The sequence below is a fragment of the Dactylosporangium sp. NPDC051087 genome, from assembly GCF_055586325.1.
The window spans coordinates 317,642-339,875 of record NZ_JBVJIJ010000008.1; the positions used below are offsets into that span (position 1 = coordinate 317,642).

Genomic DNA, 22,234 nt, shown 5'->3' on the forward strand with positions numbered 1-22,234 from the left:
GGTGGCATGACCGAGATCAAGCGCCTGCGCCGCTCCCGCGCCGACCGTACCCTCGCCGGTGTCATCGGCGGGCTCGCCGAGTACTTCGGGGTCGACCCCACGATGGCCCGTGCCGCATTCCTGCTCGCGATCCTGCTCACCGGCGGGACCGCCGTCCTGGCGTACCCGATCCTGTGGCTGGTGATGCCCGATACCCCACCCGACGTGAAGCCGGTGAGTCCTGCGTCCGGCGATCATCTGCCCTATGGTGCGTGAGTGACCGCGTTGTGCGTGCCGGTGCTGGGCGGCACCCTGGAGGTCCGGGTGGTGTCGCCGGCCGGCGGCGCGGCCGTGGTCCTCGTCGCGCACGACGGACCGTCCTACGAGGACGGCGCCGCGCTGTCCCGGCTGGTGAGCGGCGCGCACGTGGCGCTGCTGTCCCCCGGCGACCGCAACGAGTGGTATTCGGCGAACCCCGCCTATGCCGACGCGCTGGTCGACGAGGTCCTCCCGCGGCTGCCGGCGGGGCCGGTGGTCGGTCTCGGCGCGAGCCTCGGCGCCCTGGCCCTGCTGCACGCCGAGCACCGCCGCCCCGGCGCGTTCGACGGGTTGTTCCTGCAGTCGGGGAGCTTCTTCACCGCCGAGCTCGACCCTCAGGAGTCGGGGTTCCCGCGGTACCGGCGGATCCTCGACTTCGTGGAGAGCGCCGAGCCGACCGGGGCGAGGACGGTGCTGACGTGCGGGCTGGACGAGGAGAACCTGCACAACAACCGGGCGATGGCGCGGCGGCTGGGTGTGCCGCTGGTCGAGGTGCCCGGCGGTCACAACATGACGACGTGGCGCCACGCACTGCGACCCCACCTGCCACCGCTGCTCCGGGAGTTCACGGATGGACCATCTCATCGGCCTGCTGCTCGGCACGGAGCAGGACTGGCCCCGCGCGTTCGAGACGCTGATCGGCCGGATCGGGCCGATCCGCGACCGTGACGGCGTCACGCACCACCTGCGCACCTCCAGGGTGAGCATCGAGCCGTTCAACCTGCGCGACAAGCCGCGGCACGACCTGGTGATCGACCGGCTGGCGTACTGGTACTACCACCCGCGCGAGTGGCTGAAGAAGGTCGCGCTGATGGACGACGTGTATCTGCTCAACAGCCCCTTCACGTTCCAGTCGATGGAGAAGCACGCCGCGTACTGCGCGATGATGCGCCTCGGCCTGCACGTCCCGGAGACGGTGCTGGTGCCGTACAAGAACCCGGTCGACCACGCGAAGTGGGCGTACACGGCGGAACGCTACAACCAGCCGTTCGACCTGGACGCGGTCGCCGAGGAGCTCGGCTATCCGCTGTTCATGAAGCCGTACGACGGTGGCGCGTGGGTCGGGGTGTCCCGGATCGCGGACTCGACCGCGCTGCACGCCGCGTACGACCAGTCCGGTGAGCGGCTGATGCACCTGCAGCAGTCGGTGGAGAACTACGAGGTGTTCACCCGGTCGCTGACGATCGGGCCCGAGACGATGGTGATGAAGTTCCGGCCGGAGCTGCCGATGCACGAGCGGTACGCGGTGGAGCACGACTTCCTCGACGCGACCGTCGGCGACGAGGTGGTGACGATCTCCCGCCTGGTCAACGCGTTCTTCCGCTGGGAGTTCAACTCGTGCGAGTCCCTCGTCCGCGACGGGGTCGTCTACCCGATCGACTACGCGAACGCGTGCCCGGACGTGGCGCTGACCAGCCTGCACTACTACTTCCCGTGGGCGATGACGGCGCTGGTGCGCTGGACGGCGTTCTGTGTCGTGACCGGCCGCCGGCCGGGCCTGGACCTGGACACCGCGCGGTACTTCGCCGTCGCCGACGACGAGAGCCTCGACTATCGGGGCAAGCTCGGCGCGTACCGCCGCATCGCCGACGACTATCTCGCCGTCGACGACTACCGGGAGTTCTGCGACACGGCCCTGCCGCACGTGCCGGAGCTCGTCGCGGGGTGGGTCGCGTCGCAGGAGTTCGACGACCTGCTCGTGGCGACGGTCCGCGGGACGTACCCGCCGCACGAGCACGACCGGTTCATCGCGCACTTCCGCGGCCTGATCGACCTGTGGAAGCACGACACGATCAGCTGATCAGCGCCTTCTGCAGCAGCGGGGTCAGCAGTTTGACGTAGCTGGTCGTGACGTGGCTGCCGTCGCGGAACACGAGGGCGTTGCCGACAATGACCGGGCACACCGTCGCGGTGCAGAACCAGGCGGTGGGGTCGATCACCGTGTAGCCCTCCGCCGCGGCCGCGTCGGCGTTGGCGGTACGGCGGGACGCGTAGATCGCGGTCGTGACCTTCAGCGCGCACTGCTGGACGGCGTCGGGGTGGGCGGCGACGCAGTCGGGGACGCTGGTGCCGCGCGGGTCCGGGGTGTCCTGCATGATGACCGGCCGGGCGCCGAGCTCCTCAAGGCGTTTCGCCGACCGGACGAGCGCCTTGGACCAGGCGTCGTCGGCCTCGGCCTTCCCGGCGGTGACCGCGCCCGACTTGTCGACCGGCGGGTCCGTGTAGGTGCGGGTCGACAGCACGACCAGCGCCGGTTTGAGTTCCTTGATCTTTGCGAACGCCTCCTCGCGCCAGGTCGCGCACTCGGTGAACGCCCGCCGCGCGTTGACCTTGATCGTGTACGCGTCCGCCGGGGTGCATCCCGACTTGGTCAGGACGACCAGCTTCTGGTGCCGGCGTTTGGCGATCGCGTCGAACGCGTCGAACCACTGCTCGGTGTGCGAGTCGCCGAACAGCACCATCGTCTCGGTGCCCTTCGGGTCGCCGTGCTTGTCGCAGCCCTCGGCGAGGGCCGGCTTGATCGACGTCTCGTCCAGCGACGCGAGGCAACCCTTCGACCCCTGCGGCCGGTCGTTGGTCGCCGCGGTGACCGGCGGGGTCAGGTTCTCCGGCATCGCCTTCAGGGTCGCGCCGGCGGCGATGAGCTCCAGCAGCTTCTTGCGGGCCGCCTCCTGCTGCCGCTCCTCGGCGGCCGCGTCGGCCGCCTGCTGCTGGGCGAGGGCCTGCGCGGTGTCCTGCGCGGTGCCCTCGCCGCGGACTTCGTTGGGCAGGCCGAGGAAGATCGCGGCGGCGCCGCAGGCGAGCGCGGTCAGGGTCGCGCCGAGACCCAGCCCGCGGCGGGGGCGGCGCTTGAACACCGGGTTGAACCTGACCCGGTTCTCCACCAGGCGCAGCGACAGCCACGCCGGGATGAGGCTGCCGGCGGCGACCGCCGCCTTCGCCCAGGTGCCGAGCTCGTCCTGGCCGGCGATGTGCGGGGCGAGCATGAGCGCCGGCCAGTGCCACAGGTACCAGCTGTAGGAGAGCTTGCCGATCGCCTGCATCGGGGCGGCGCCGAGGATCCTGATCGCGCCGTTGCGGGGGCGTGCCGCGCCGCCGGCGATGACGAGGACCGCGCCGGCGACCGGGAGCAGCGCCGCGATGCCGGGGAACCTGGTCGTCTCGTCGTACATGACCGCGGCGGCGACGATCGCGGCGACGCCGAGCCACGTCGCCGCGGCGGCCCCTTGCAGCCGTTCCAGGCGGGTCACGGCCAGGGCGACGAGCGCGCCCGCGGCCAGCTCCCATGCGCGGGCCTGGATCCCGAAGTACGCCCACGGCTGCGAGTGCCCGGTCTGCCACACGCACACCGCGAGGCTCACCAGGGCCAGGACGGTGAGCGCTGCCGCGGCGCGTTTGCGGCTCGCTCTGGCGCCGGCCGCGGCGATCAGCAGCAGCGGCCAGATGAAGTAGAACTGCTCCTCGACCGCGAGGGACCAGAAGTGCTGCAGCGGCGACGGCTCCAGCTCCGCCGACAGGTAGTCGGTGCCGAGGACGGAGAGCCTGACGTTGATCCCGTACGCGGCGGCGGCGAGCGCGTCGTACACCACGGCCTTCGCCTGGACCGGCGACATCCACGTCCACGCGGCGGCGACGGTGGCGATCACGACGACCGTCGAGGCCGGCAGCAGCCGGACGATCCGCCGGCCGTAGAACGCGCCGAACCCGATCCTGCCGGTCTGCTGCAGCTCCCGGAACAGGTGCAGGGTGATCAGGAACCCGGAGATGACGAAGAAGACGTCGACGCCCACGTAGCCGCCGTGGACGAGGCCGAGCCCGGCGTGGTTGGCGACGACGAGGAGCACCGCGACCGCGCGCAGCCCCTCGATGTCCGGCCGGAAGCGGTCACCGCTCGGCTTCGGCTGCGGCTTCGGCTGGGGCCTGGCGTCCGCGTGCTGCCGCTGCTGCGCTTGATAGGTGGTCAACAACCCCTCCGGCGGCTCGGCACCGGGACACGGTAGCGGGTGCCTCTGCACGGTCGTCTGTCAGGTGACGCGGCTCACCGGCGTCGTTCCCTCGTACCGGTGACGCTGCGGTAGCCCGCATCACAATCCGGTAGTTCACGCTGGTAGGGCTTCGTACCGTCGATGGTGTCAACGTCATCGCTGTGCTTTGGAGGCCCTTGACATGCGTCCGTACGACCACCCCGAATGGTGCGCCCGCGGTCACCGGTGCGGGCTCGGCGAGCACCGCGCGCACCCGGTCGTCATGGAGGTCGACGGCGTCGGCAAGGTCCTGCTGACCCGGGTCCTCGGCACGAACGGCCGCGAGCGGATGGAGCTGACCGGCTCCGCCTACGTGACCGGGAAGGGCCCGGCCGCCCGCCGCCAGGTCGACCGCACGCTGCGCGGCTTCGCGAACGTCCTGTCTACCGAGGCCAGTCTCGCAGGCGCTGGCGGAGCTCGCTGACCCGTTCCGCGGTCAGCCCGTAGTAGGCGAACCGGCCGTCGTCGAGCCGGTCCAGGTAGCGGCCCGCGGCGTGGACATCGTCGTCCTCGATCCCCGGGTCCTGCCGCCGGGCCAGATCCAGCAGCTGCCGCACGTCGTAGTGCTGCAAAGCCGCCGCGACGTCGATGTAGTCACGGACCTCCCGCCGGTTGACCAGCGCCGCAACCTTCGTCGCGATCAGGTCGTCGCGGTGCATGACCGGCCCGACGTCCATCATCACCGGACTCTCCGTCCGGTCGAGCCGGCTCAACGTCAGCCGCACCGTCCTGCTGCCGTCACCGACGGTGAACTCCCGCTGGTCGAACCCGGCGAACAGCTCCAGCAGGTCGTCGGCCTCCTCGACCTCGACCGAATACCCGGCGGTCTGCAGCGCCTGCCGGACGGCGTCGGCCGCCCGCCCCGCACCGCCGTCGGTGTCGGTGAACAGGTCCACGTCCTCCGTCGGCCGCGACACCAGCCCGCTCATCAGCCACGCGAACCCGCCCCCGAGCACGAACCCGTGCCGGTGCCCGACCGCGAGCGCGATCCTGGCGACCTCGGTGTAGAACGGGTCGGCCTTGTGTCCTCCGCCGTGCCCTCCGCCGTGCCTTCGGCTGTGTTCTTCGCCATGCGCCTGGCTGTGTTCTTCGCCGTGCGCCTGGCTGTGTTCTTCGCCATGCGCCTGGCTGTGTTCTTCGCCGTGCCCCTGGCTCACCTCAGGCGCAGCGGCTGGTGGCGGGCCTCCCAGGCCAGGCGGACCCCGCGGGGCAGATTCAGCTCGGGCCACACCCTGACCAGCCGCCGCCCATTCACCCAGCGCCGCAGCTCCTCGACGCGGATCGCCTCGCGCAGCACGTTCTCATACATCCACAGCAGCAGGTCAGGCTTGTCCAGGTCGAAGTCCCGGCGCGGATTCCACATCAGCCGCTGCGGCAGCTCCACCACCCCACGGACCGGCCCGCGCAGCTCGGTCAGCGTCCGCGAGACGAGCGCGGGACGATGCGGCCGCGCGAGAAACGCGACGCGTCCCGGATCCGACTCGTCCTGCATGCCCGGCCCTTCCCTGGTCCCTGTTGGCGGTAGTGTACCGCCGGTCACCACCCCGAGCTTGTGTGTGCCTTTCGGCATGTCCCCCGTCCGGCGCCGCCGGTCGACCGTCGCGTCCCGGCCCGGGCGTCGACCGGTGGACGCCCGGGACGTGCGCCGGACCGCATGATGTCGCGATGACGCCCCTGCCACCCACCGTCGACGCCGCGACCTTCCGCAGCGCCCCGACCCGGACCGCCATCCTCATGGTCGCCACGGCCGTCGGTGTCTGGTTCGTCTTCGCCACCGTCATGATGGCCGTCAGCCTCCTGGCCGGCGCCTCACTCGCCGGCGCCGCCGACTTCTGGCTCACCCCGCAGGCCCCGCTCGTGGCGTCCCTCGCGCTCAGCGTCCTGTTCGTCAAGATGCTCCGCCGCCCGCACTGGGTCCGGATCACCCCCACCGGCGTCGAGCTCGGCACCACCCACGCACAGGCCGTCCTGATTCCATGGTCCGCCGTCCAGTCCGCCACCGTCCACGGCAGGTCCCTGCTCGCCACGCTCCACATCGTCCCCGCCCCGTCCGCGGACCCCGTGCTCCAGCCGGGCCCCGGCCGGGCTCCGCTCATGCGCCGCTGCGACGGCCACAACGGCTACCTGACCTACGCCGGCCTCTTCCCAGGCGGCGCCGCCGGCGTCCTGTCCACCCTCCGCGCCCACGGCATCCCCAGGACCACACCCCCGGAAGCGCCGCGAAGGTAGCCTGGCAGCGTCCGTAGGTTCCGACCGAAGTGGAGGCCAGCGTGCTGGTCCGCTTTGACGGTGACGCTGTCGACGCGATCCACGACACTGCGAGCCGTCGTTACCTGAAGGAGGTCGGCCTGCCGGCAGATCATCTCCTGTGCGCGGCGCGCCCTCCAGGCACGATGGTGCACACCCAGAGCGGAGCCGAGGCAGTCGCACTCGCCGAGGTTGACGGCGGCATGCTCTGCGTCAACACCGCCACCGGCGTAGCGTTCGTTCTGGGCACCTACGGAGGCATGGAATGGCACGCCAATGCCTCGATAGAGCAATTTGGCGGGTCACTGGCCGTATTTGACAGTCAGTACCCATTTCATGGCGAAGATGCCGACTACGATAGCCTGCTGGCCGCCGCCGACGCTTTTGAGGCGGCAATCTCCACCGTTGATCCTTCTGCAATTTCGCCGCGGACCCTTTGGTCAAACGTAAGCTGGGAAATTTCCAACGGCGACTACATTGAGCCATTTCCAAGCTGACCTTGCGGCTCGAGGTGGGTGCAGCGGACCCGGGCATTGTTGAGGGCGAGGCTCCAGGTAAGACAGCAGCCGGCCAAGATCCGAACAGGATGAAGATGGCTCACTGTTGCCGCACATGGGCCTTCGGGGTCGAAAACGCGGCCGCGAGCCGACAGAGTACGCAGGTGGCCGACGGGTTCGCTGCATCACGCAGCATTCTCGAAGAAGCCGACTGGCGCAGCTTCGAGAACTGGGACGACATCGCCAAAGGATGGCCTCCGCTGGACTCGGCCGTCCGGCTCCGAGGGTTGCCATCCGACAACCTGCCACTCGTGGAAGCGGGACTCTGGCACCTCATGCACGACCTGGTGACAGAGCACCCGAACGTACACCCGGCAACGGCGCCCGCGGTTCGATATGTGGCCGCGCTCCTGACGGAACCGCTGCCTGACGTTGTGCTCAAGTCCAGCTCGGACAGCAGGCTGCTGCCGTTGCGGGCGCACCTGCTGGCGTGGCTGGAAGCAGCGCTCCAATCGGTAAATGACGCGAGTGTCCGCCACTTCGTCGAGCTCGCCGGTTTCTCGCCGATCGAGGACCCGGACTCACCATGGCACGCGGTACGGCAGGTCCGGCCACAGGTGTTCGACGCCGTCGGGCCCTTCTTCGACGATCCGGACCCCGTAGTGCGTAAGTCCGCCCTCGCCGTGGCGGTGATTCTGGTGCAAGACGCAGGGCTCGAAGACCACCGTGAGCACGTTGCCGCTGCGGTGCGACGATTCCTCACCGTCTGTACGAGCCCGATCCACAAACAATGGGCGGTTACCGCACTACAGCAGCTGGACTGCAACTGACGCTGACCGGAGCCGGTCGCCGTAGGTGTGCCGGACGAGGAGCACCCGGTCAGCATCGACCGGGTGAACGATCAGCGCTTTCACGCCGTAGGTGGTCGGCTTGACGATCCGCCAGTAGAACGTTCGGACCCGATGGAGCAGTTCGAACGCGAACGGCGGAACCCTCATGCGGTCATCATCGGTCAGCCGTGGCTTGCAGCGCCGGCTCACCGCCGTGCGCCCATGAGCCGCGGGTGACGTCCGGCAGGTGACGCGGCCTGCACCGGAATACCGCCTCACCTGCCAGAAGTGACATCAGTTATCGGCAGGTGACCGTGGGGTACCTTGTCCGTGGGCCCGGCCGCAAGGCGAAGAGAGCGCCGTCGTCCGGCTTCTGTGCACGTTGGTGTGCTTGTCGCACGCCGATCAGGTGCCGCTCTTGCGATGGCCCGAGTCGCGCGATCATCATGCCCGTTTCTGCATGCCCGCCACGAAGGCGGGTCGATCGCGCCTGCCCAGATTCGCCGGTAATTCTCTCGACACAGTCGAAAACACAAGGGAGGCCATGACATGAAGACGCATTTCGGCCGTGCGGCCGTCGTTCTCGGCGCCGCGGTGATAATCATCGCGGCGGGCGGCGCGGCGGCGCTCGCCACCACCACCAAGCACACCAGGATCTCGTTCAAGATGGTCCGGTCGGCGGCCTCTGAGACGGCGGGCCCGGGCTGCCTGCCCAACGCCAAGGCCGAGGTCACCGTCCGGTCGAAGGGGCCGGTCGAGGAGATGAGGATCGAAGCGAGCGGTCTGCCGAAGAACACCGAGTTCGACCTGTTCGTCATCCAGGTGCCGAACGCGCCGTTCGGCCTGTCCTGGTACCAGGGCGACCTGGAGACGAACCGCAAGGGCAGGGCCGAGGGCACGTTCGTCGGCCGGTTCAGCATCGAGACCTTCACTGTGGCGCCCGGCTCCACCACGGCGCCCGTCGTGCACACCTCGCCGATCCCGGACGCCTCGACGAACCCGGCGACGGGCCCGGTCCACCAGTACCACCTCGGGCTGTGGTTCAACTCCCCGGCGGATGCGAAGGCCGCCGGCTGCCTGGACGCCCTCACGCCGTTCAACGGCGACCACACCGCGGGCGTGCAGGCGTTGAGCACGAAGAACTTCGCGCCCGACCGGGGTCCGCTGCGCATGCTCCAGCCGTGACCGACGGCAGACGGTGACGGCGGTCAGGCCCCGGTGACAACGTCCCCGGCCTGGCCGCCGTCGCTACAGCTGCCTCGCCAGCCGGGCCGGGGCGCGCTCGATACCGCCGCACCAGACACGGCTGATCGAGCGCGTGGCGCGGATGTCATGCAGCGGGTCACCGTCGACGAGCACCAGGTCGGCCCGGCGGCCCGGCGCGATGACGCCACGGTCGGCGAGGCCGAAGTGTTCGGCGGGCAGCACCGTCGCGGCGCGCAGCGCGTCGGTGGTGCTGAGGCCGGCGTCGACGAGCAGCTCCAGCTCGTGGTGCAGGCTGTCGCCGAAGCTGAAGTTCCCCGCGGACTCGGCGTCGGTGTTCGTGTCGGTGCCGGCCAGGATCGGCACCCCGGCGCGGTACGCGGTGGCGACGCTCGTCCGCGCGCTGTCGTAGGTCGCGCCGGGCATCGCCCATTGCGCCAGCGTCTCCGGCGGCGTCGACGGCGCCGTCAACGCCTCCATCATGACCAGTGTGGGGATCAGCGTCCGGCCCGCGGAAGTCATCCGGTCCGCCTCGGTACGGTCCAGTGGCCGGTCCAGCGGCGTGTGGGTGAGCGCGTCGACCCCGGCCGCCTGCGCCACCTCCACGGCCTCGGACGACAGGGCGTGCGCCACGACGAGCCGACCGAGCCTGTGCGCGGTGGCGACGAGCGCGTCGATGGTGGCCCGGTCGGGGCTGGGCCCGGGCAGGTCGATCAGGATCTTCAGGAAATTGGAGCCCTCGGCGAACCGTTCGGTCACGAACCGCTCCGCTTCGCCGGCGGAACGGACCAGGCCGCGCCGGCCGATCTCCGGGATGTGCGAGTGGACGCTGCCCGGGGCGAGCGCCGCCGTGCCGGCGCTGCGGACGTCGGTGACCCCCCGGATCCCGCGCATCGAGTCGATGAACTCCGGCGGGGCGTTGGCCATGTCCAGGGCGGTGGTCACCCCGAAGCGCACCAGCCGGTCGAGCGCGGACCGCCCGTCGAGGTGCAGGTGGGCGTCGGTCAGTCCGGGCAGGAGCACCGCCCCCGCGCCGTCGACGACCGCCTGGGCCCCCGTGGCGTCGGATCCGATGTGCGCGCCGTCGAGCACCACCGTGCCGGGCCGGAGAAGTTGCCTGCCGTCGAACACGCGGACGTTGCGCAGTGCAGTCCTCATGGGTCCGTAGCTGCCCACTTCCCGCCCTGATGAACACCCGTCCGGGCACCCGGACGGGTACCCGGACCGAGCGGGGCACTCACCCGCGGGTGAACCGCTCCCACCAGCTGAGCGGTGCGAGCGCGGCGGTGGTCTGCAGGGGCGTGGTCACGGCGACGGCCGAGGCGGTGAGCTTGAGCGTGCCGACACCGGCCCCCGCCGCGACGCGGCCCGGTACGGTCGCCAGGGTGTCGATCCTGTAGGTCAGCCCGGGCCAGCCGAGCACGTCCACGTCGCCGGTCGCGGCGAGGGTCGTCTTCCTGCCCATCGGTCCCCGGGCGGTCGCCACGACGTCGCCGGTGCGGACGGCCCGGTACTTGTGCACCAGTCCGCTGCCGGCCTGGATCAGGCGGCCGCTGGCCGCGAACGCGTCCGACATGCTCGGGCCGGGTGCGAACACGGCGCCGATGAGCCAGAACCGTTGCCCTTCCGAGGAGATCTCGGCCGCGAAGAGCAGGCAGCCGCCGGCCTCGTCGGTGGAGCCGGTCTTGATGCCGATGACCCCGTCCTTGCCGAGCATGGTGTTGACGTTCCTGACCTGCCCGACCACGGGGAGCGTGGCCTGCGACATCGCCACGATCTGCGCCAGCACCGGTAGCCGCATCGCCGACCGGGCCAGGATCACCTGGTCGACGGCGGTGCTGACGGTGGACGCCGCGAGCCCGGACGGGTCGGTGTACCGCGTGTCCTTCATCCCGAGCTGGGCCGCGGCCTGGTTCATCTTGGTCACGAACGCGTCACTGCTACCGGCGTCCCACCGGGCGAGGATGTGGGCGATGTTGTTGGCCGAGGGCAGGAGCAGGGCCTGCAGCGCCTGCCGTTCGGTGAGCACCTCGCCGGCGATCACCCGTACCAGCGACTGACCGGAGGCGAGCTGGCCCGGGTAGGCGGCGGCCTCTTCAGCCGACACGGTCATCGTCGGGCCGTCCTCGTCCACCCGCAGCGGATGGTCCCGCAGGACGAGGTACGCCGTCATGACCTTGGCGACGCTGGCGATCGGCACGGGCCGCGCTTCGCCGGAGGTGCCCACCCGGCCGAGTCCGTCGACCTCGAGCGCCGCCTGCCCCGCCTGCGGCCACGGCAGTACCGGCGCGGCGCCCGGGATCGCGTACGTCTGCGGCGCGGTCTGCACGATCTGCGGCGCCGGCACCGAACGGGCCAACCTGAACACGATGAATCCGCCCGCGGCGAGGACCGTGACCACCACGGCCACGGACAGCCACAGCCCTCGACGACGAGCCGGCGACGGTACAACCACCGGCTCCACACTGGTCTTGACCAACCCGAACCCCCACGACCGATCGCTCCAAAGTCAAGCCGCGGCACGAGCGCGGCAGTGCGCGCTACCCGGTGCCGCCGTCGGCTAACATCCGAACCGACCTATGGCGATCCTGGTCAGGGCACGATGCCGCCGAGACATCGAGCAGGTGTGGGTGACTTCCGGCGGATACAGCGCCCTGCTAGCGGATGGTCTCCTGTTGCAGTACCCCGAGGTAACCGTGGGCGGCGATGCGCTTCGCGCGATCGGTGTAGAAGTCGGGGTCGTCCGGCAGGACGGTGGCCAACCCGTCGACGTACCGGTTGAACATGCAGAACGCGGCCGCGATCAGCACCGTGTCGTGGAGCTCGACATCGGTGGCGCCCTCGGCCCGGGCGGCGGCCACCAGGTCCTCGGTGACCTCCTTGCCGCCACGTTGGACCGCGCCGGCGACGCCGAGCAGCGCGCGCATCTTGGCCGACACCGCTGCGCCGTCGACGTTGTCACGGACCTGATCGACCAGGGCCATGCCGGCGGGAAGCTGCGCCGCCGCGTACGCCGCGTGAGCGGAGTAGCAGTACGTGCATTCGTTCAGGCTGGACACATAGGCCGCGATGAGTTCACGTTCGCCCCGGGTCAACGTGCCGGGGGCACAGAGCAGCGCCTCGACCAGCCCGTTGAGCGGCAGCGCCGTCTCCGGCCTGAACCGGAACAGGCCACGAATCCCGGGCTCGTCGGTGTTGAGCGTGATGTGTGGCATACGCACTCCTTCGTGAACGGACTGCCGCCCATATTGAGTCACGTCCATCGATCTCGTCAACGTCGGGCAAGCATTTAACCGGGAGCAGGCATTCCCCTATACTGCGGACATGTTCACCCTCGAGCACATCAACGACATCCACGATCGCCTGGGCAACAGAGATTCTCTGGCCCTGTATTTGGCCGCCCTGCGGAACATCGGCGTCGAAACGTACACGTCATATATAACAGACGGGCATTCGGAGTACTTCGGCACGGACGGACAGAAGCTCGTGGGCCCGGCGTTTCACGAGACATTCCCCGTCTCCGACGCCTGCGACAAGGAATGGTTCCTGAAATACCTGCGGGAGGTTGAGAGCGGAGGTATCGGCTACGTGGAAATGTCCAGGTCCCTGGCGGAGCACGGCGTCGAGAAGTGGTCGTTCGACACGGAGAAGCTGACCATCACCTACCTCGACAAGGCCGGCGACGTTCTGCTGAGCGAGAAGGTCGAGTAGGTCGCCGGGCACGCGGCAAGTCGACCTTCCTCTATGCTCATCGGCATGTCGAGTTCAGGAGCCGGTGTCACGGTCCTGCTGTGGGCCATCGGTTGCGTGTCGCTCTACCTCGTTGTCCGGGCGGCGGTCCGGGCCGGCATCGAGGACGCCTGGAAGCGTCGCGCGCAACGGGAGAACGCCCAGCCGTAGACGCATGCCGGGCCTTCTCCGTACCCGCGGGGTTCCGTGTCACCACCCGGGGCCGCGAGCAGGGCGAACAGGCCCGCCCGCGGCGGCTTGATCAACGCCGGCGCATGCTGACGGTTCCCTGTTCCGACAACTCGGCGGCGACCTCCCGAGCCATGGCCATCAGGTCGCGCCACGACTCGCCGCCGACGACCCGGGCGGCGTCGCTCGGGCAGATCGTGGCGTCAGGGCGGCGGTGCTGCAGCAGTGCCCGCATCGCCGCAGCCAGCCGTACACGTTGGCCATCGGGCGTCGGCTCCCACCACGGGTCGCCGCGCTCCCCCAACGCCACCTTGGCATCCTGCACGCGTGGACAGGCCGCGTCCGGATCGCTGCGCACGAGCCGACGGGCCGCCATCAGCTCGTCCACCAGTTCCTGACGCAACGACTCCGGCACGGCCGGGTCGGTGGCCCGCCACCGGCGACCGCCCACGACCAGGTACCGGCCGTCCGCCGTCATCGCGGCATCGTCGCCGGGGTTCACCAAACCAGTATCTCCAGACTCCGGACCGAAATCAGGCAAGCGCTTGCCCTGAAGCGCAGTTGAGCTCTTACGTTCGAGATTCGACAGGATCCCGAACCAGAAGGAGACAGCCGTGCCTGCCGCCATCCCGGATCGCTACCGATACGCCGCCATCCCGCACATCATGCTCGACGGGGCCCGCGAGGCGGCGGAGTTCTACGTCGCCGCGTTCGACGCTGAGGAGCTGATGCGTATTGCCCGTCCGGACGGCAGAATCCTGCACGCCGAGCTGCGCATCGGCACGTCGGTGGTGATGCTCGGTGACGCCGAGATGCCGTTCGTCTCCCCGCAGGCCGCCGGCGGCACCACCGTAGGGCTGCACATCTACGTCGACGACGTCGACGCCCTCTATGACCGCGCCGTAGCCGCCGGCGCGACGTCAGTGCAGCCGCCGACGGACATGTTCTACGGCGACCGAACCATCATGCTGAAAGATCCATTCGGCCATGTGTGGGTGTTCCTCACCCACCTGTACGACCTCCCGGTCCACGAAATCGTGGCACGAGGCACGGCGCTGTTGCACGCCGACAAGGTGGACTGAACACGACGCCGGGGCATCGGGGCAGTCAGGGCCACTGCCACACTGCCGCCAACGCGGCCGGGTCGTCGTCGGGACGGACCAGCAGCACGCCGTCTTCGAGGTCGTCGTCAGAGGCCATGACGACGACCGCGCCGAGCAGATGGCGGATGGCCAACGTCGCTGCCAACGTCGACTCGCCCGGCTTGTACAGCGTGACCTCACGGACCGGATCCTCCGGACGGCTCGCAGGGATGCTGCCGCTCATGTACACGGTCCCGAGATCCCGGGCGTGGTCGTAGTCGTCCCAATCCTGCCGCGGCAGTTCCAGACCGGCGATCTCGAATCCGAGTTGCCCGCGCAGGCCGGCTTCGGCGAAGGCCGCGACGAGCTGGGCCACGGTCGGCCGCGGTCGAGTCTCGGGAAGCGGCAACGCCCGCCCGTCATCCAGCAACGGCCGCGCCCGATCATGCCGTGGACGGTACGCGTGGATCATGAACTCCCAGCTCACGCCGGCAGCGTACCGGCGCGGGCGAGCACTCGATTCGAAACGGCGGAGCCACAGGTCGCGACAGCAGGCCTCATCACGAGGAAACCCCAAAGGTCGGCGGATGTGACGCCGCGCCGTTGTGCGTGTGGCGCGGCCGTCAGCCTCATGGAGACTGCCAGCGGCGTGGTGAGGCCCACGGCCGGGATGAGGACCGGCGACGCAGTCGGCCGCATGGGCGCTGGCTGCCGCCGCTGAGCCGTTGTCCGGAGGCGTTGCACCGTTGCCCGATGAGCCGGAGCGTTGCCGGCCAAGGCCGGGTCGTTGGACGCCACGGACCGAGCCGTTGCCCACCGCCTGAATTCCGCCGGCACGGAATGCCCCTCGGCCGGTTGAGCACACCGAGGAACGGGCAGCGAGCGCGATGGGTGCCGCGTCGTCGTTGCTGGCGCGGCCGTCCGCCTCGTGGCCGCCGACGGCGTGGTGAGGCGCGTGGCCGGGGTGAAGGTCCGCCACGCCGACGGCCGCATGAGTGCCGGCGGCCGCCGTTGTGCCGTTGCTCGAAGGCGTTCGGTCGATACTCGAAGGCGCTGGGCCGTTGCACGACGGGCCTCAGATGCTGGCCCCGGCTGGAAGTGGACGCCACGGGGCGAGCCGTTGCTCACTGCCTGAGCTCTGCTGGGACGGATCGTCCCTTGGCCGGTGACAAGACCGAGGAGCACGCTGCAGTCAGCGGGCAGCCGGTCAGCGGGCGCGGCTGGTCGTCGTGGGTAACGTGCCCGTCCGCCTCGTGGGCGCCCGGACCGTGGTGAGGCTCGTGGCCGAGGTTCAGAGGTCCGCCACGCCATCGGCAACATCAGCACCGGCAGTTGCCGATGAGTCGTTACCCGAAGGCGCTCGGCCCCTGCGCAACGGGCCTGAGCCGTTTCCGGCTAAAGGCGGGTCGCTGGACGCCACGGGTCGAGCCATTGCCCGCCGCCTGAACTCCGCTCGGACGGACTACTCCTCGGCAGGTGCTAGGGAAGACCGAGGAGCGGACTGCTGGTCAGCGGGCGTGGCGGGGTGCCCCATCGTCGTGGATGGCATGGCCGTCCGCCTTATCGCCGTCCGCAGTGTGGTGAGGCGCGTGGCCAGGATGGGGGTCCGCCACACCGTCGGCCGCATCAGCGCCGGCAGCCGCCGATGAGCCGTCGCTCGAATGCACTCGGCCGATACCCGAAGGCACTGGGCCCCTGCACGACGGCCTGAGCCCACCGGCAGCCACCGACGAGCCGCCACCCGAAAGCACTCGGCCGACGCCCGAAAGCACTGGGCCGCTGCACGACCCGGCCTGAGCCGTTTCCGGCCAATGCCGGGTCGTTGGGCGCCACGGGCCGGGCCATTGCCCGCCGCCTGAGCTTCGCTGCGACGGACTGCTCCTCTGTCGGTGGCAGGGAGGAGGACCGAGGAGCGGAGTGCGGTCAGCGGACCGCCGGTCAGCGGGCGTGGCGGGGTGCCGCGTCGTCGTGGGTGGCGTGGCCGTCCGCCTCGTGGGCGCCGGCGGCGTGGTGGGGCGCGTGGCCGGGGTGGGGGTCCGCCACACCGTCGGCCGCATGAACGCCGGCAGCCGCCGCTGAGCCGTTGCCCGACGGCGTTGCGCCGTTGCCGGTCAGGGCAGAGTCGGTGGCGGCGCGGGCGGAGCCGTTGCCCGTGGTGTGGGCGCCTGGCGCGGAGTGATCGGTGGTCGGTGACTTGCCGTTGGGTGGAGCGCCCGCGGTGGCCGATGAGGAGGCGGCAGCGGCAGCGGCGCCGGAGGTGGGAGCGGCGGCGGGGGCGAGCGTGGCCCCGGGAGCCGACGACGAGCCGGCCGCGGCGTCCTCAGCGGCGCGCTGCTGGACGGCGGACTGCGAGCGCAGTGGCAGCTCAGGGAGGAAGAGGATGACGAAGAAGCCGACGATCATGATGGCGGCGGCGACCATGAAGACGGTGCTCATGGCGTCGGAGAAGCCGACCTTGAACGGGTGGGCGAGGGCGTCGTCGAGGCGGTTGACGAAGGAGGTGTTGTTGAAGGAGCTGGCGCTGCCCGATGTGCCGGCCTGCTGGATCTCGCGGACCTGGTCGGGGTGGGCGCGGGCGGCGGACTGGAACTCCGGCGTGGACTGCGCGGTGGTGAAGGCGCCCTTGATCTTGTCGGGCAGGAGGCTGAACAGGACGGAGAGGAAGACGGCCGCGCCGAGGGTGCCGCCCATGGAGCGGAAGAACGTCACCGTGGAGGTGGCGACGCCGATCTCGCGCGGGTTCGCCGCGTTCTGCGCGGCGGTGATGACCGGCTGCATGTTGCCGCCGAGGCCGAGGCCCATCAGGGCCATGACCAGCATGGTCTGCCACAGCGGGGTGTCGGCGCCGATGCGGGAGAACAGGGCGAGGGCGGCGACCATGAGCACCGAGCCGATGATCGGGAACTTGCGGTATTTGCCGGTGCGGGCGATGACCTGGCCGGAGACGATCGAGCCGGTCATGATGCCCAGGACGAGCGGCAGGAGCATGAGGCCGGACTCGGTGGGCGTGGCGCCCTTCACGATCTGCAGGTAGAGCGGCAGGGTCAGCAGGCCGCCGAACATGGCCATGCCGAGGATGAAGCTGCTGGTCGAGGCGACGGAGAAGGTGCGGCCGCGGAACAGGCGCAGCGGCAGCAGGGCCTCGTCCTTGTAGGACCACTCGGCGATCAGGAACAGCACGAGGCCGACGACGCCGATGCCGAAGCACAGCAGGGAGCGGGCGGAGCCCCAGCCCCACTCGCGGCCCTGCTCGGCGACGGTCAGCAGCGGCACGAGGCAGACGATGAGGGCGAGCGCGCCGGGCCAGTCGATGCGGTGGTCCTGGCGGCGGTGCGGGATGTGCAGCACCCGCATGACGACCAGGAACGCGGCGAGAGCGATCGGCACGTTGATGTAGAAGATCCAGCGCCAGCCGGTCACGCCGAGGATGCTGTCGGTGCCGGCGAAGAAGCCGCCGAGGACGGGGCCGAGGACGCTGGAGGTGCCGAAGACGGCGAGGAAGTAGCCCTGGTACTTCGCGCGTTCGCGCGGCGGGACGATGTCGCCGATGATCGCGAACGCCAGGGAGAACAGACCGCCGGCGCCGATGCCCTGGACCGCCCGGTATGCGGCGAGCTGGTAGATGGACCCGGCGATGCCGCACAGGACGGAGCCGAGGATGAAGATGCCGATCGCGAACAGGATGAACGGCTTGCGGCCGTAGATATCGGACAGCTTGCCATACAGCGGGGTCGCGATCGTGGACGTGATGAGGAACGCCGTCGTCGCCCACGCCTGGATAGAGAAGCCGCCCAGGTCGTCGGCGATGGTGCGCATGGCCGTGGACACGATGGTCTGGTCGAGGGCGGCCAGGAACATCGCCATCATCAGCCCGCCGAGGATCGTGAGGATCTGGCGGTGGGTGAGCGCCGTGTCGTCGGCGGTCGTCGCAGTCAAAGCATCTCTCCAAAACCGAGCCGATCGCGTTCCGGAAATCACGCTACTCCTTGCGGACGATCACGGCGCGCTCAGCCACAATATGCGCAAGGTACGACAAGACTGCGGAGGTAACTGGTGAGCGCCACGCTGGTGGTGAAGGAGCTCGCGGCCGGTCATGGCGATCGGGCGTTGTTCTCGGGGCTGGACCTCGTCGTCGCGCCCGGCGACGTGATCGGCCTGGTCGGGGCCAACGGGGCGGGCAAGTCGACACTGTTGCGCACGCTCGCGGGGCTGCTGCCGACGGAGGCGGGCGGCTTCGGGCTCAACCCGCCGACCGCCACCGTCGGCTACCTGCCGCAGGAGCCGGACCGGCGGGACGGCGAGAGCCTCCTGCAGTTCCTGGCCCGCCGCACCGGGGTCGCCGAGGCCCAGCTGCGCATGGACGCGGCCGCCGAGCGCATCGAGCAGGACCCGGACGCCTACGGGGACGCCCTGGAGCGCTGGCTGGCGCTCGGCGGCGCCGACCTCGACGAGCGCGCCGGGGCCGTCGCCGCCGACCTCGGGCTCGCCGTGGACCTCGACCTGCCGATGACGGCGTTGTCCGGCGGGCAGGCCGCCAGGGCCGGGATGGCGTCGCTGCTGCTGTCGCGGTACGACGTGTTCCTGCTCGACGAGCCCACCAACGACCTCGACCTGGACGGCCTGGACCGGCTCGAACGCTTCGTGCAGGGGCTCAAGGCCGGCGCGGTGATCGTCAGCCACGACCGGGAGTTCCTCGCCCGCACCGCCACCGGTGTCCTGGAGCTGGACCTCGCCCAGCAGCAGGTCAACTTCTTCGGCGGCGGTTACGCGTCGTACCTGGAGGAGAAGGCCATCGCCAAACGGCGTGCCCGGGAGGCGTACGACGAGTACGACGACAAGAAGTCCGACCTCGAGGCGCGCGCCCGGATGCAGCGGGCCTGGATGGAGAAGGGCGTCAAGAACGCCCGGCGCAAGCAGCCCGACAACGACAAGATCGGCAAGAGCAAGAAGATCGAGGGGACGGAGAAGCAGGCCGCGAAGGCCCGCCAGACCGACCGGATGATCGAGCGACTGGAGGTCGTCGAGGAGCCGCGCAAGGAGTGGCAGCTGCGGATGGAGATCGCCGCCGCCCCGCGCGCGGGCGCGGTCGTGGCGACGCTCAACCGGGCCGTGGTGACGCTCGGCGATTTCACGCTCGGGCCGGTGGACCTGCAGGTCGACTGGGCCGACCGGGTCGCGATCACCGGCGCGAACGGCGCGGGCAAGTCGACGCTGCTCGGCGCGCTGCTCAACCGTGTCCCGCTGACCAGCGGCACCGCGCACCTCGGGCCGGGGGTCGTCGTCGGCGAGGTCGACCAGGCCCGTGGACTGTTCCTCGGCGAGTCGACGCTGCTGGACGCGTTCTGCGCGGCCGTGCCGGATCAGCAGCCTGCCGACGTACGGACGCTGCTGGCGAAATTCGGGTTGAAGTCGCATCACGTCCTGCGGCCCGCGGCGAGCCTGTCGCCCGGCGAGCGGACCCGGGCGGCGCTCGCGCTGCTGCAGGGGCGCGGCGTGAACCTGCTCGTCCTCGACGAGCCGACGAACCACCTGGACCTGCCCGCGATCGAGCAGCTGGAGTCGGCGCTGGACAACTATCCCGGCACGTTGCTGCTGGTCACGCACGACCGGCGGATGCTGGCGGCGGTCAGCACGAACCGTCACGTCGACGTGCACGAGGGCAAGGTGACCGTCCGGTGATCGACGAGTTCTGGACCGAGCGGCACCTGGCCACGATCACCACCGTCCGCGCCGACGGCACCCCGCACGTCGCGCCGGTCGGCGTCACGTACGACGAGACGACCGGCACCGCACGGGTCATCACGTCCGGGACGTCGCAGAAGGTGCGCAACGTGCGCGGCAACCCGCGGGTCGCGATCTGCCAGGTCGACGGGCGGCGCTGGACCACCCTCGAGGGCACCGCCGTCATCGCCGACGACCCGCTGGTCGTCGCGGACGCCGAGCGGCGGTACGCGGCGCGGTACCGGCAACCACGGCCGAACCCGGCCCGGGTCGTCATCGTCGTGACCGTGACACGTGTGCTGGGGACGGTGCGGGTGCCGGTAGGTTCGCCGGATGGGGATTCCTGAATACGTCCGTACCATGCGCGCCCGCATCGGGCACGACCTGCTGCTCCTGCCCGGGGTGAGCGGGATCGTCGTCGACGACCGCGGCCGGCTGCTGCTCGGGCGGCGTGCCGACACCGGCCGGTGGGCCGTCCTCGCCGGGGTGATGGAGGCCGGTGAGCAGCCGGCGGACGCGGTCGTGCGGGAGGTCCGGGAGGAGACCGGTGTCGAGGTCGTCGTCGAGCGGCTGCTCGGGGTCGCCTCGCACCCGGTGCGCTATCCGAACGGCGATCACTGCGAATACCTGAACGTGACCTTCCTGTGCCGCCCCGTCGCCGGCACCGCCACCGTCAACGACGACGAGTCCCTGGCCGTCGAGTGGTTCGAGGTGCGGGACCTGCCGGACATGGAGCCGTATTCGCGGCTGCGGGTGGAGATGGCGTTGCGGGACGCGAAGGAGGCGTGGTTCGCGCCGGCCGGTTCGCGGCACCCGGCGCTGGTCGAGCCCTCGATGTGACGGCCGAGGGGCGGCGGGCCGCCCCTCGGCACCTGGTCAGCTCTGCGGGGGCCAGCTCGGCGGCGGGGTCTGCGGGTAGCCGGGCGGCGGGTCGGTGCTCGGCGGTCCGCTGACCGGCGGTGACGCCGGCTGCGCCGGGACCTGCGGGGCGGGTCCGCCGGCGGCGGGGACCGTCCACGGCTGCGGGATGTTCCCACCGGCCGGCGGCGGGAGCGCGGGCGGGCCGGACACCGGCGGGCCGCTCGGATAGGTCGGCTGCCCGAACACCGGTCCGCCCGAGGTCGGCGGCGGCGGGGCCGGATACCCGGACGGCTGCGCGGGCGCCTGCCCGGACGACTGCGCGGGGATCCCGGACTGCGGGGCGACCCCGGCCGGCGACCCGAACGGCGGCGGCGGGCCCGTGAAACCGGGCGGCGGCCCGCCGGGCGCGAAGTCCGGCGTCCCGGAGACCGGCGCACCCGCGAACGCGGGCGGGGGGAAGCCACCGGCGTACATCGGCGGCGGGAACCCGGAGACCGCCGGCGCGGGACCCGGCACGGCCGCCGACAGCGGCGCGACCCGCCGGCCGACGAGTTCGAGCAGCCACACCGCCAGCAGACCGACCAGGCCGATGACCCCGACCGTCAGCATCGTCGTCGGCCCGTCGACGTTCTCCAGGGCCAGCCAGCGGCGGACCCCGTCGACGATGACGACCGCGAGGACCACCCCGAACACCCCGGCGCGGCGGCCGAAGACGCTGACGCCGCCGAGCAGGCACGCGACGATCGCGTACGGCAGCTGACCGGACTCGGTGAACGCCGCCGCGCTGGTGAACCGGGCCGTCAGGACCCCGGCGACGCCGGCGAGGACGGAGGAGCCGACGATGCCGACGAGGGCGCCGACGAACTTCGCCGACCGCCAGCGGGACGGGTCGGCGTCGCCGTCGACCGGCCGGTTCGCCGACAGCAGCCGCCGCACGGCCGACAGCGCGAACAGGACGGCGCCGGCGACGGAGACGACCACGAAGGCGACCGCCCACAGGCCGAAGCCGTCGGCGCGGAGGTTGCGCGGGACCGGGACGAGCTGCCCCTCGGTGGCCTTGAGCAGCCCGGCGGAGATGACGAACGTGCTGGCCAGGGTCACCGCCCAGGCGGGCAGCGAGGTGAGGCCGGTCAGCAGGGCGAGGAGCAGCCCGACCCCGGCGGCGGCGAGGACGGCGACGACGAACCCGACCGTGACGGACGCGCCGTCGCGGACCCGTTCGGCGAACACCCAGCCGGCCAGGACACCGATCGAGCCGATCGCCAGGTTGGGCGTCGCGGTGCGCAGCGACAGGGCCAGCCCGCAGGCGGCGAAGCCGAGGATCGCGATCCCCGCCCACACCTGACCTCGGGTGAACACGGCGGAGTTGGCGTTGTACAGGCCGGCGACGACGGCGCCGGCGGCGAGCAGGAGCACCGCCTCCCAGACCAGGTGCGGTGCGAGCTCGCGTATGGGGCGGACCTCGGTCATGCGGCGACGCTACCCCGCATCGACAGGGAGCGCTTCCCACACGCCGCCCGGCGTCATCCCTTCGGCGTGCTCTAGTCTCCGCG

At 70.8% G+C, this 22,234-nt stretch carries 25 protein-coding genes; 14 read left to right on the plus strand and 11 right to left on the minus strand.

What is annotated here, in order from left to right:
• Nucleotides 1-6 precede the first annotated feature (6 nt).
• From ACZ6TV_RS17955 to ACZ6TV_RS17965, 3 genes are read left to right on the plus strand one after another with little or no spacing between them, the layout of a single operon-like run.
• Nucleotides 7-255 carry a PspC domain-containing protein gene (locus tag ACZ6TV_RS17955; protein WP_465298290.1) on the plus strand — a complete coding sequence of 83 codons (249 nt, stop codon included), beginning with the start codon at nucleotides 7-9 and terminating at the stop codon, nucleotides 253-255.
• Nucleotides 256-966, plus strand: coding sequence for an alpha/beta hydrolase (locus ACZ6TV_RS17960; protein WP_465298291.1), 711 nt, complete (start codon nucleotides 256-258; stop codon nucleotides 964-966).
• Nucleotides 869-2,098, plus strand: a complete 1,230-nt coding sequence (locus ACZ6TV_RS17965) for an ATP-grasp domain-containing protein (protein WP_465298292.1) — start codon at nucleotides 869-871, stop codon at nucleotides 2,096-2,098. The genes ACZ6TV_RS17960 and ACZ6TV_RS17965 overlap by 98 nt, the downstream gene beginning before the upstream one ends.
• On the opposite strand, the gene ACZ6TV_RS17970 is transcribed toward ACZ6TV_RS17965, so the two are convergent.
• Nucleotides 2,091-4,262 carry an acyltransferase family protein gene (locus ACZ6TV_RS17970; RefSeq protein ID WP_465298293.1) on the minus strand — a complete coding sequence of 724 codons (2,172 nt, stop codon included), beginning with the start codon at nucleotides 4,260-4,262 and terminating at the stop codon, nucleotides 2,091-2,093. The genes ACZ6TV_RS17965 and ACZ6TV_RS17970 overlap by 8 nt on opposite strands.
• A 202-nt stretch (nucleotides 4,263-4,464) precedes the next feature.
• On the opposite strand from ACZ6TV_RS17970, the gene ACZ6TV_RS17975 reads away from it, so the two are divergent.
• A complete protein-coding gene (locus ACZ6TV_RS17975) occupies nucleotides 4,465-4,746 on the plus strand; it encodes a hypothetical protein (protein WP_465298294.1) in 282 nt (93 codons plus the stop codon).
• On the opposite strand, the gene ACZ6TV_RS17980 is transcribed toward ACZ6TV_RS17975, so the two are convergent.
• Nucleotides 4,706-5,311: a nucleotidyl transferase AbiEii/AbiGii toxin family protein gene (locus ACZ6TV_RS17980; RefSeq protein WP_465298342.1), complete on the minus strand. Its 606-nt coding sequence runs from the start codon at nucleotides 5,309-5,311 to the stop codon at nucleotides 4,706-4,708. The genes ACZ6TV_RS17975 and ACZ6TV_RS17980 overlap by 41 nt on opposite strands.
• A 164-nt stretch (nucleotides 5,312-5,475) precedes the next feature.
• Entirely contained in the window at nucleotides 5,476-5,814 is a 339-nt protein-coding gene (locus ACZ6TV_RS17985; protein ID WP_354791866.1) for a hypothetical protein, read from the minus strand.
• A gap of 173 nt (nucleotides 5,815-5,987) precedes the next feature.
• On the opposite strand from ACZ6TV_RS17985, the gene ACZ6TV_RS17990 reads away from it, so the two are divergent.
• From ACZ6TV_RS17990 to ACZ6TV_RS18000, 3 genes are all read left to right on the plus strand, one after another.
• Nucleotides 5,988-6,551 carry a hypothetical protein gene (locus ACZ6TV_RS17990; protein WP_465298295.1) on the plus strand — a complete coding sequence of 188 codons (564 nt, stop codon included), beginning with the start codon at nucleotides 5,988-5,990 and terminating at the stop codon, nucleotides 6,549-6,551.
• Between the two features lie 29 nt (nucleotides 6,552-6,580).
• The gene (locus ACZ6TV_RS17995) at nucleotides 6,581-7,066 is read left to right on the plus strand and encodes an SUKH-4 family immunity protein (protein ID WP_465298296.1); all 486 of its coding nucleotides are present in this window, start codon (nucleotides 6,581-6,583) and stop codon (nucleotides 7,064-7,066) included.
• A gap of 164 nt (nucleotides 7,067-7,230) precedes the next feature.
• The gene (locus ACZ6TV_RS18000; protein WP_465298297.1) at nucleotides 7,231-7,896 is read left to right on the plus strand and encodes a hypothetical protein; all 666 of its coding nucleotides are present in this window, start codon (nucleotides 7,231-7,233) and stop codon (nucleotides 7,894-7,896) included.
• Here the strand turns inward: ACZ6TV_RS18000 and ACZ6TV_RS18005 are convergent.
• The gene (locus ACZ6TV_RS18005) at nucleotides 7,873-8,064 is read right to left on the minus strand and encodes a hypothetical protein (RefSeq protein ID WP_465298298.1); all 192 of its coding nucleotides are present in this window, start codon (nucleotides 8,062-8,064) and stop codon (nucleotides 7,873-7,875) included. The genes ACZ6TV_RS18000 and ACZ6TV_RS18005 overlap by 24 nt on opposite strands.
• Before the next feature lie 381 nt (nucleotides 8,065-8,445).
• On the opposite strand from ACZ6TV_RS18005, the gene ACZ6TV_RS18010 reads away from it, so the two are divergent.
• Nucleotides 8,446-9,081, plus strand: a complete 636-nt coding sequence (locus ACZ6TV_RS18010; RefSeq protein ID WP_465298299.1) for a hypothetical protein — start codon at nucleotides 8,446-8,448, stop codon at nucleotides 9,079-9,081.
• Between the two features lie 63 nt (nucleotides 9,082-9,144).
• Here ACZ6TV_RS18010 and ACZ6TV_RS18015 read toward each other — a convergent pair whose 3' ends face one another.
• The 3 genes from ACZ6TV_RS18015 to ACZ6TV_RS18025 form a co-directional block, all read right to left on the minus strand.
• Nucleotides 9,145-10,257 carry an amidohydrolase family protein gene (locus ACZ6TV_RS18015; protein ID WP_465298300.1) on the minus strand — a complete coding sequence of 371 codons (1,113 nt, stop codon included), beginning with the start codon at nucleotides 10,255-10,257 and terminating at the stop codon, nucleotides 9,145-9,147.
• A 79-nt stretch (nucleotides 10,258-10,336) separates the two neighbouring features.
• Complete coding sequence (locus ACZ6TV_RS18020) at nucleotides 10,337-11,554, minus strand: D-alanyl-D-alanine carboxypeptidase family protein (protein ID WP_465298301.1); 1,218 nt, start codon at nucleotides 11,552-11,554, stop codon at nucleotides 10,337-10,339.
• 202 nt (nucleotides 11,555-11,756) lie between these two features.
• The gene (locus ACZ6TV_RS18025; RefSeq protein ID WP_465298302.1) at nucleotides 11,757-12,314 is read right to left on the minus strand and encodes a carboxymuconolactone decarboxylase family protein; all 558 of its coding nucleotides are present in this window, start codon (nucleotides 12,312-12,314) and stop codon (nucleotides 11,757-11,759) included.
• Between the two features lie 109 nt (nucleotides 12,315-12,423).
• Here ACZ6TV_RS18025 and ACZ6TV_RS18030 point away from each other — a divergent pair, with 109 nt between their 5' ends.
• On the plus strand, nucleotides 12,424-12,810 hold the full coding sequence (locus tag ACZ6TV_RS18030) for a DUF1398 family protein (RefSeq protein WP_465298303.1): 387 nt from the start codon (nucleotides 12,424-12,426) through the stop codon (nucleotides 12,808-12,810).
• Nucleotides 12,811-12,855: 45 nt separating this feature from the next.
• A complete protein-coding gene (locus ACZ6TV_RS18035; RefSeq protein WP_465298304.1) occupies nucleotides 12,856-12,999 on the plus strand; it encodes a hypothetical protein in 144 nt (47 codons plus the stop codon).
• A 91-nt stretch (nucleotides 13,000-13,090) separates the two neighbouring features.
• Here the strand turns inward: ACZ6TV_RS18035 and ACZ6TV_RS18040 are convergent, their stop codons facing one another.
• Nucleotides 13,091-13,645, minus strand: a complete 555-nt coding sequence (locus tag ACZ6TV_RS18040; protein WP_465298305.1) for a DUF3253 domain-containing protein — start codon at nucleotides 13,643-13,645, stop codon at nucleotides 13,091-13,093.
• Between ACZ6TV_RS18040 and ACZ6TV_RS18045 the strand changes: the two genes are divergently transcribed.
• Nucleotides 13,632-14,099, plus strand: a complete 468-nt coding sequence (locus ACZ6TV_RS18045) for a VOC family protein (RefSeq protein ID WP_465298306.1) — start codon at nucleotides 13,632-13,634, stop codon at nucleotides 14,097-14,099. The genes ACZ6TV_RS18040 and ACZ6TV_RS18045 overlap by 14 nt on opposite strands.
• A 25-nt stretch (nucleotides 14,100-14,124) precedes the next feature.
• On the opposite strand, the gene ACZ6TV_RS18050 is transcribed toward ACZ6TV_RS18045, so the two are convergent.
• Both ACZ6TV_RS18050 and ACZ6TV_RS18055 read right to left on the minus strand, forming a co-directional pair.
• Nucleotides 14,125-14,586 (minus strand): hypothetical protein, encoded by a 462-nt coding sequence (locus tag ACZ6TV_RS18050; RefSeq protein WP_465298307.1) that lies wholly within the window; start codon nucleotides 14,584-14,586, stop codon nucleotides 14,125-14,127.
• Between the two features lie 1,451 nt (nucleotides 14,587-16,037).
• Nucleotides 16,038-18,035 (minus strand): MDR family MFS transporter, encoded by a 1,998-nt coding sequence (locus ACZ6TV_RS18055; RefSeq protein WP_465298308.1) that lies wholly within the window; start codon nucleotides 18,033-18,035, stop codon nucleotides 16,038-16,040.
• Nucleotides 18,036-18,152: 117 nt separating this feature from the next.
• On the opposite strand from ACZ6TV_RS18055, the gene ACZ6TV_RS18060 reads away from it, so the two are divergent.
• From ACZ6TV_RS18060 to ACZ6TV_RS18070, 3 genes are read left to right on the plus strand one after another with little or no spacing between them, the layout of a single operon-like run.
• Nucleotides 18,153-19,778, plus strand: coding sequence for an ABC-F family ATP-binding cassette domain-containing protein (locus tag ACZ6TV_RS18060; RefSeq protein ID WP_465298309.1), 1,626 nt, complete (start codon nucleotides 18,153-18,155; stop codon nucleotides 19,776-19,778).
• Complete coding sequence (locus ACZ6TV_RS18065) at nucleotides 19,775-20,167, plus strand: pyridoxamine 5'-phosphate oxidase family protein (protein WP_465298310.1); 393 nt, start codon at nucleotides 19,775-19,777, stop codon at nucleotides 20,165-20,167. The genes ACZ6TV_RS18060 and ACZ6TV_RS18065 overlap by 4 nt, the downstream gene beginning before the upstream one ends.
• A complete protein-coding gene (locus ACZ6TV_RS18070) occupies nucleotides 20,154-20,660 on the plus strand; it encodes an NUDIX hydrolase (protein ID WP_465298311.1) in 507 nt (168 codons plus the stop codon). The genes ACZ6TV_RS18065 and ACZ6TV_RS18070 overlap by 14 nt, the downstream gene beginning before the upstream one ends.
• 36 nt (nucleotides 20,661-20,696) lie before the next feature.
• Here the strand turns inward: ACZ6TV_RS18070 and ACZ6TV_RS18075 are convergent, their stop codons facing one another.
• A complete protein-coding gene (locus ACZ6TV_RS18075) occupies nucleotides 20,697-22,151 on the minus strand; it encodes a hypothetical protein (RefSeq protein WP_465298312.1) in 1,455 nt (484 codons plus the stop codon).
• Nucleotides 22,152-22,234 lie beyond the last annotated feature (83 nt).